5 protein-coding genes, 15 tRNA genes and 1 rRNA gene are annotated in these 5,681 nt (G+C 41.5%); 1 reads left to right on the top strand and 20 read right to left on the bottom strand.

What is annotated here, in order from left to right; genetic code table 11:
• Positions 1-754: 754 nt before the first annotated feature.
• The 3 genes from FNK51_RS26785 to FNK51_RS24240 all read right to left on the bottom strand — a co-directional run bounded on the left by FNK51_RS26785 (position 755) and on the right by FNK51_RS24240 (position 1,826).
• Positions 755-898, bottom strand: a complete 144-nt coding sequence (locus FNK51_RS26785) for a hypothetical protein (protein ID WP_181762337.1) — start codon at positions 896-898, stop codon at positions 755-757.
• A gap of 298 nt (positions 899-1,196) precedes the next feature.
• Positions 1,197-1,514, bottom strand: coding sequence for a hypothetical protein (locus FNK51_RS24235; RefSeq protein ID WP_141994981.1), 318 nt, complete (start codon positions 1,512-1,514; stop codon positions 1,197-1,199).
• Positions 1,515-1,613: 99 nt separating this feature from the next.
• Positions 1,614-1,826, bottom strand: coding sequence for a hypothetical protein (locus tag FNK51_RS24240; protein WP_098370853.1), 213 nt, complete (start codon positions 1,824-1,826; stop codon positions 1,614-1,616).
• Positions 1,827-2,474: 648 nt separating this feature from the next.
• On the opposite strand from FNK51_RS24240, the gene FNK51_RS24245 reads away from it, so the two are divergent.
• The gene (locus FNK51_RS24245; RefSeq protein ID WP_141994982.1) at positions 2,475-3,017 is read left to right on the top strand and encodes a DUF6241 domain-containing protein; all 543 of its coding nucleotides are present in this window, start codon (positions 2,475-2,477) and stop codon (positions 3,015-3,017) included.
• 619 nt (positions 3,018-3,636) lie between these two features.
• On the opposite strand, the gene FNK51_RS24250 is transcribed toward FNK51_RS24245, so the two are convergent.
• From FNK51_RS24250 to rrf, 17 genes are all read right to left on the bottom strand, one after another.
• Complete coding sequence (locus FNK51_RS24250) at positions 3,637-3,855, bottom strand: hypothetical protein (RefSeq protein WP_141994983.1); 219 nt, start codon at positions 3,853-3,855, stop codon at positions 3,637-3,639.
• A 142-nt stretch (positions 3,856-3,997) separates the two neighbouring features.
• Positions 3,998-4,078: transfer RNA gene (locus FNK51_RS24255), tRNA-Leu, on the bottom strand.
• An 8-nt stretch (positions 4,079-4,086) separates the two neighbouring features.
• Positions 4,087-4,160, bottom strand: a tRNA-Cys gene (locus FNK51_RS24260).
• A gap of 8 nt (positions 4,161-4,168) precedes the next feature.
• Positions 4,169-4,243, bottom strand: a tRNA-Gly gene (locus tag FNK51_RS24265).
• A gap of 3 nt (positions 4,244-4,246) precedes the next feature.
• Positions 4,247-4,321: transfer RNA gene (locus tag FNK51_RS24270), tRNA-Gln, on the bottom strand.
• A gap of 37 nt (positions 4,322-4,358) precedes the next feature.
• A tRNA-His gene (locus FNK51_RS24275) sits at positions 4,359-4,434 on the bottom strand.
• A gap of 17 nt (positions 4,435-4,451) precedes the next feature.
• A tRNA-Trp gene (locus tag FNK51_RS24280) sits at positions 4,452-4,525 on the bottom strand.
• 6 nt (positions 4,526-4,531) lie between these two features.
• Positions 4,532-4,615, bottom strand: a tRNA-Tyr gene (locus FNK51_RS24285).
• Positions 4,616-4,631: 16 nt separating this feature from the next.
• Positions 4,632-4,707, bottom strand: a tRNA-Thr gene (locus FNK51_RS24290).
• Between the two features lie 7 nt (positions 4,708-4,714).
• A tRNA-Phe gene (locus FNK51_RS24295) sits at positions 4,715-4,790 on the bottom strand.
• Between the two features lie 12 nt (positions 4,791-4,802).
• Positions 4,803-4,878: transfer RNA gene (locus FNK51_RS24300), tRNA-Asp, on the bottom strand.
• Positions 4,879-4,883: 5 nt separating this feature from the next.
• Positions 4,884-4,957 (bottom strand) — tRNA-Met (locus FNK51_RS24305).
• 104 nt (positions 4,958-5,061) lie between these two features.
• A tRNA-Val gene (locus FNK51_RS24310) sits at positions 5,062-5,137 on the bottom strand.
• Positions 5,138-5,152: 15 nt separating this feature from the next.
• A tRNA-Glu gene (locus FNK51_RS24315) sits at positions 5,153-5,227 on the bottom strand.
• Between the two features lie 10 nt (positions 5,228-5,237).
• Positions 5,238-5,329: transfer RNA gene (locus tag FNK51_RS24320), tRNA-Ser, on the bottom strand.
• A 5-nt stretch (positions 5,330-5,334) separates the two neighbouring features.
• A tRNA-Asn gene (locus FNK51_RS24325) sits at positions 5,335-5,409 on the bottom strand.
• A 9-nt stretch (positions 5,410-5,418) separates the two neighbouring features.
• Positions 5,419-5,534, bottom strand: a 5S ribosomal RNA gene (gene rrf / locus FNK51_RS24330).
• Positions 5,535-5,681 lie beyond the last annotated feature (147 nt).

Below are 5,681 nucleotides of genomic sequence, written 5' to 3' on the forward strand. Positions count from 1 at the left end.
TATATAGCCCTTACTATTGGCTTCGCTATTGATAGTGACTTTTAGTTGCCCCCCCAGCCCTTGTTATTCCGTAAGTCCCCCCCCCAATCACTACTGTTGAGTTTTGATAATGCTATAAAAAAACGTTCATACTAAAGCCAACAACAAATACCGAGGTGGACTTTATGGAGGATTCATGGATTTATCAGCATTTAATCAATACTTGGATATTCCCTCTGGTAGTGGTAGGTGGGTGCACAGTAATATTTGCTTTTATTTTAGAAAATCAAAGAAACAAGGTAGTTAGAAGTTCCCTACATTTGTTCCGTTTTGACGTTCGTAAAGTTCAATGTGAGTTTGTGAACGTTCGTAAAAAATTTCAACACTTAAACGAACGTTAAAAGTGGCTGTTTTGTTAAGAAATCGTACAGTTCGGAATTGTATACTTAAACGAACGGATAGTTCAAACAGTCCTAAACAGCCTTGTGCATAGCTACTTTCGAAGTCGATGGGTCTTACGGGTACATCATATTGCCCTATCCTCAGTGGTACTTTATTAGCAGCATCCGCATCCCTTTTTCTTTTTCTTATTCTTGCTGCTTTGTGCACCTGTTTCATTTGAATTGGATGGATGTAATGAACTTATTAAAATTAGTTTCAAAAGTTTTTTCAATATAGACTTGTGTATCATCAAAATGTCTCTCCTTCATGACTGTTTTATTATATTTTATGAAGGTTGTACCAATTTGCGTGGGTTATGATTCAAAACATCCGGTTAAAAGTAGTTTTTTAAATTCCGAAGTTCACAGTCTTGGATGAACAATTGTATAGCATCTTTAAATGTTTCTACATAGGATTTAACTTTCTTTTCAATTACAGCTAATTCAACTTTATTCAAAACATTTTTACGCCTTGCCAAATTGGTTCCTCCCTTCAACAGTGAACACGATTCATGAACACGATTTTAGTTAATTTTGTCGTGTGATAATAGATAAAAAAGACAACAAAAAAACGCCCCTACAATAACTGTAGAGACGTTTTTAAACGTTGCTATTACCTAATTTACTGTGTAATTGAAGGTAATAAAATTGATACCGGTGGCCGGGGTCGAACCGGCACTCCAGAGGAACACGATTTTGAGTCGTGCTTCGGGCAATTTCGAAATGGAAACAAACCCATATCCGTTGATATATCGACAATATAAAGCGTGAATGACGTCACACTATTCGGTTGTATTCGTAAGATTCATTTTCAAAGTGTTCACCGCTTGAACGTTTGTAAGTTATTGTTTTCCTATGTAGCTTCGAATGGTCGGATATTGGAAATGATAGAATATCCCCCTCCCGAACACTAGTATTTAGAAATTCAATAATAAGAATAAACAAAAATAAGACGCCGCCCGCGTGGGAAGCGTCTTTTTCTTTTGTTTGTTCTGCATTATTAAAAATATCAAATAAGTATAAGGGAAGCCCATATACCTCTTGGGTTTCTCCTATTATTATAAAAAAATCAACATTAACATTTAACACAGCCATAAAAAACTCCCTTCCCAAGTCGACTATTATGAACATCATGCCTTGTCCACTTTTTTTACAGTCTACCTGAAAAGGGTAACATCAAGTCGAAGTCAGACATTACCTAGGTCGGAAAAATATAACAGCATTTTCAGCCTGAGCGTTTACAAACCCATTCCTAACCATACATAATACAACATCACTTATAGGAGCACCTACCCGTAGGAACTTTCTACACGGGGATGCGCTTCCGATTATTTCAATTTTAGCAATATTCTCAAAGTTATCTTCATCTCTTACTATAATGACTACATCTGGACGCTTATTACTCATACAACCACCTCCTTTTGATGTCATAAATTAAATTATTCAGTTGTACATGAAGTTGTCGCGGCTTTTTTATTAATAAATTTCTAGGAAATAATTATCATTTTAAAGCAATGGGAGAGTCGCTAGACTCTTATCGAATAAACTTCACCGCGAGGTTGCCACGGAGATCAATCGGCACCTTTGTTCCGCTAACAGGTAACGTTAGTTCAAACAACCGCCCTTTCAGTGGGCGTTTTTTCTAGGTCGAAATCAAACATTCTGATTTAACATAGCCTAAATAAAAACGCACGACTAAAAATCCGTGAAAACACGAAAAAACGGCTTTCCAATTAAGGAAAACCGCTTTATATCGTCGTTCTAAGATACCGGTGGCCGGGGTCGAACCGGCACTCCAATAGAAGAAAGGCGACCAATTTACGGTCTTCTTCTACTTACACGGACGTATCGCCAATGCGCCCGTTCATATAGTCAACAGTGGTCTCAGGATACTCTGTATTGGTTTCCAATAAAAAATTTTATATCCATATGGTTACTTAATAGTTTAAGATTATTTGTTAATATTTTATGTTATTATCATAATGGTTAGCTTATCCATAAAAGGATGTAACTGAAATGAATGAATAATCGAACTATGACTCGGAGGAACTTATAATGAATAAATTTAGATGGTCAATGGTTGGACTTATAGTAGCTGCAGCAGCTATTTCAGTAATAATAACAATCAATCAGAACGCTAAAAATTTTGAAGCAAAGCAAGAAGATACGGCTCCTGTTTTGGAAACAACGGAAGTGGAATACGAGACAACTGAAGAAGAAGATACGGAAGTAGAAACTATAAAAAATGAGAAAATTCTATATGAACTAGGTCTTGGCCCATCTTCAAAAAGAGAAGACGTTATGAAAACAATGCACAGTATGACTCATCAAAAAGTAGTTTCTGAAGAAAAATGGTACAACCTTGAAATGAATTCTGAAAACATCAATGCAGTCTATGAATTCATTAATGATAGCGAAGTTATCGACTATAAAAGTGAATTGCTAAGAATCGTAGGAAACTGGAAAGAAGGAAACTTCGACAATATAGTGGAAGATCACAATTACCTTTGGGGAGAACAAAATGGAAATGTCGGTAAAGCTACTGGAACTCTTACTCCTGAAGAAGAAGCTCAATTTGTTAAAGCAAACTTTGAATAGTCATTAAAAATCGAGCCCATCGAGTATTATATTAATATAAACAATAGGGGCTATTTCCGCTGACCCCCGAAGTGAAAATTTGATTCGCGGATTTATAATTCAGCAGATTCAGAGATATTCGCCCCCTGCCTTGGGGTAAATCGGTCATACCCCGGCTGCCACTCCCGATACACACGCATATGTCTTCGTTGGCACACGAATTGCTTTATTATTTTATTCATTTCGTTGTATGAAGCACGCAATTCTAGTTAACATAATAGACATTTGAGGCAGTCGATATGCAACACAAACCGCGTCATAACAACGTTTGTGCACAACGGATTATTATCGAATATACACTTATGTAAACATCGTTGATTTAACGCGATTTATACTACGCTAATAAGGGCGATGTACCCCGCTATACTGATAATGCTGTCGGCCATTCCGTGTATAGGACACTGCATAAACGGTAAGCTTAGCCCCGGAGTTTCAGGCGCCCATACCCACGAGGAGCACCGTGCAGGTGAAACGGACGCTCAGCCCTGGTATACGCCCTGTATTCGGAATACTTCGGAATGATCCCGTATCTTATCCATTTAATACTCTCGGTAACAATTATTGACCGCCTTTGCTATGTCTAATAAAATCGGGTAATGCGTCGAAATGGCGAAAGCTCATTCCGGTAGTATTTTATCGTATGTTCACGGATATTCCTTATTTCGCCATCCTTCAAAAACAACGCCAGTGCGTCGTCGAAGTCAAGGAAATCTGACCGCATGCTCCCACGCAGCTTCGAAATATCTTCCGTCGCTAAATCATTATTACGTCTTTCCCTTGCAAATGTTCGCCACTCCAATACGGATAATTACCCGATACGGCGCGTACGATTCGCAGCGTACGACTTTTACCTACGAAATCGTGCGCATACAACGAAAAAACGGCAACCTACCATTGCGGGTAGATTGCCGTCAAATCGACGTTTATATTAACGTATGTGATACCGGTGGCCGGGGTCGAACCGGCACTCCAGAGGAACACGATTTTGAGTCGTGCGCGTCTGCCAATTCCGCCACACCGGCATGTATGTTGGAGGCGGCAACCGGAATCGAACCGGTGGTAAAGGTTTTGCAGACCTCTGCCTTACCGCTTGGCTATGCCGCCAACGTTTTTGGAGCGAAAGACGGGATTCGAACCCGCGACCCCAACCTTGGCAAGGTTGTATTCTACCACTGAACTACTTTCGCATATGGCTGGGCTAGAAGGGATCGAACCTTCGCATGACGGAATCAAAATCCGTTGCCTTACCGCTTGGCTATAGCCCATTAACGTTGTATTCATTATATCACATTTATTGAAAAATGGGGCGACTGATGGGAATCGAACCCACGAATGCCTGAACCACAATCAGGTGCGTTAACCACTTCGCCACAACCGCCATTATAAGATTGAAATTGGCAGGGGTAGTAGGACTCGAACCCACACTGGAGGTTTTGGAGACCTCTGTTCTACCTTTAAACTATACCCCTATAAGATGGTGGAGGGGGGCAGATTCGAACTGCCGAACCCTAAGGAGCGGATTTACAGTCCGCCGCGTTTAGCCACTTCGCTACCCCTCCGCATATGGATGAAACATGGTGCCGGCAAGAGGACTTGAACCCCCAACCTACTGATTACAAGTCAGTTGCTCTACCAGTTGAGCTACACCGGCACTACAATGGTGGCTCAGGACGGAATCGAACCGCCGACACAAGGATTTTCAGTCCTTTGCTCTACCGACTGAGCTACTGAGCCAAACAATGAAAATGGCGGTCCCGACGGGAATCGAACCCGCGATCTCCTGCGTGACAGGCAGGCATGTTAACCGCTACACCACGGGACCATAGATTGCGGGGACAGGATTTGAACCTGCGACCTTCGGGTTATGAGCCCGACGAGCTACCGGACTGCTCCACCCCGCGACGTTAATAATGTTGCTATTAGGAATCAAGTTTTCGTGTTTAGCGTTTCAATAGGATGAATAATCAAACCCATTATGTAGAAACAACCTGATCTTATTGAAAAATGGTGGAGGATGACGGGATCGAACCGCCGACCCTCTGCTTGTAAGGCAGATGCTCTCCCAGCTGAGCTAATCCTCCAATATGTTCTCTTAATGGTGACCCGTACGGGATTCGAACCCGTGTTACCGCCGTGAAAGGGCGGTGTCTTAACCGCTTGACCAACGGGCCAGGTATAAAATGGCGGAGAGCAAGGGATTTGAACCCTTGAGACAGGGTTACCCGTCTACACGATTTCCAATCGTGCTCCTTCGGCCACTCGGACAGCTCTCCAATAATGGCTCCGCAGGTAGGACTCGAACCTACGACCGTTCGGTTAACAGCCGAATGCTCTACCACTGAGCTACTGCGGAACAATATAAGCTTGGCGACGTCCTACTCTCACAGGGGGAAACCCCCAACTACCATCGGCGCTGAAGAGCTTAACTGCCGTGTTCGGAATGGGAACGGGTGTGACCTCTTCGCTATCGTCACCAAACATTGTTAGCATTTTCAAGACATATATTAGTATAACATCTTTTTGAGAAAATGCAAGAAGAAATTTTCATTCCTTCAAAACTAGATAATAAGAAGGTATTTCATTTTTTTAAAGCGTTGGTTAAGTCCTCGATCTATTAGTATCAGT

Origin of the sequence: Bacillus sp. B4EP4a (assembly GCF_006680105.1) — a bacterium.
Classification (GTDB): domain Bacteria; phylum Bacillota; class Bacilli; order Bacillales; family DSM-1321; genus Peribacillus; species Peribacillus simplex_E.